This window comes from Ligilactobacillus acidipiscis DSM 15836 (genome assembly GCF_001435755.1).
Classification (GTDB): domain Bacteria; phylum Bacillota; class Bacilli; order Lactobacillales; family Lactobacillaceae; genus Ligilactobacillus; species Ligilactobacillus acidipiscis.
In genome coordinates, this window is the sequence record NZ_AZFI01000284.1 from 1 (window position 1) to 1,256 (window position 1,256).

At 33.2% G+C, this 1,256-nt stretch carries 2 protein-coding genes; both read right to left on the minus strand.

The window, feature by feature from the left end:
* Positions 1–317: 317 nt before the first annotated feature.
* Positions 318–545, minus strand: a complete 228-nt coding sequence (locus FC65_RS10710) for a hypothetical protein (protein ID WP_056972732.1) — start codon at positions 543–545, stop codon at positions 318–320.
* 129 nt (positions 546–674) lie between these two features.
* Positions 675–1,004, minus strand: a complete 330-nt coding sequence (locus FC65_RS10715) for a bacteriocin immunity protein (protein ID WP_082619100.1) — start codon at positions 1,002–1,004, stop codon at positions 675–677.
* Between the last annotated feature and the right edge of the window lie 252 nt (positions 1,005–1,256).

The window sequence follows — 1,256 nt, forward strand, 5'->3', positions numbered from 1 at the left end:
TTTCATTTACACAAGATTCTTGACGCTACCGAATAAATCTTTGAACAAAAAATAAAGAGCTACCCTTAGAAATTTTGGTAGCTCTTGTATTCGCTATTTTAATATTTAGGTGATAATAGTGAAAAATAGATCAAGAAAGGAATTTTAATTATAACACGGCATTTATGCCGAGAAAATTTATTGATGTTGAGAAGAACCCTTAACTAAACTTGGAGACGAATGTCGGTATAGCGTGAGTTATTAAACCGACCATTCGACAAGTTTCGGGATTGTTAAGGGTTCCGAGGCTCAACGTCAATAAAGCAATTGGAATAAAATTAATAGCCTGCTGTTGCCACACCTAGTAGGGACCCTAAAATTGCACATGCAATTGCTGCTATCATCATTATAGTTCCGTGTTGTACTTGGTTTTTACTTCTTAGTAAATATCCAAAGATTACTCCACCGGCACCAAATAAAATTGGTATGAAAACTAGTGATAGAGCTGTGCAAATCCATCCTAAAATTATGAAAAGTTGCGTATTATCTTTCTTTGGTTCTGGCATGATTGTTCTCCTATCTTTTGCTATTAATTTGATTGTTTTTGCCCCTTAATTGGTAGCTTGCCATTAAGAGACTGTTAAATCAAGCTTTCTGAGGGTCCATTACTACATTATGGACCCTGAATTTTATTTTTAATTTCCAAGCCAGGTGTTAGTTGCATTAAAAGAATTGAGCCCACCTAAAGCACCACTAGACTGGGCTAATTTATTAATCTTTTCCAGCAAACCTTTTTCTTCCGGAGTTAAACTAATTTTGTTAACAAAACATATAGTATTAGCATTTTGATAAACCGTTCTTGCTTCAGTGATAGCATTTTGCTGATTAGACTGTAGTTTATGTGAGGCTTTTTTTAATAGGTCAACTAAGTATTGATTATTTGTTCTATTAGCCTGTGCAGTAGTAATCTCAGTCAATTTTGTTAGTAACGTTGTAAGCTGTTTCTTTTTTTCTTTTTCCGACATAGAAATCGTCCTTTCTACTACCAGAATAACAGAAATCTGCTACTTCATATAAGTTATTAGGACTGGAAATAATGTAGACAGAAGTTTTATAGCTTAATCATGGATCCCATTTTTTAAATAGAATGACAATATCAATTAGGAGGGAAAAAGTAAAAATAAGCAAATAAAGAAAAAATTTTTGACAATCAAAACAAATGTATCTCCCAAAAGAGGGACTATTTCTCACAAATGGTCCCTCGTTTTATTTGTCAA

Bases quoted from the DNA above. Each gene is read 5' to 3' on its own strand.
- FC65_RS10710 (WP_056972732.1), bottom strand. From the start codon at position 545: ATGCCAGAACCAAAGAAAGATAATACGCAACTTTTCATAATTTTAGGA.
- FC65_RS10715 (WP_082619100.1), bottom strand. From the start codon at position 1,004: ATGTCGGAAAAAGAAAAAAAGAAACAGCTTACAACGTTACTAACAAAA.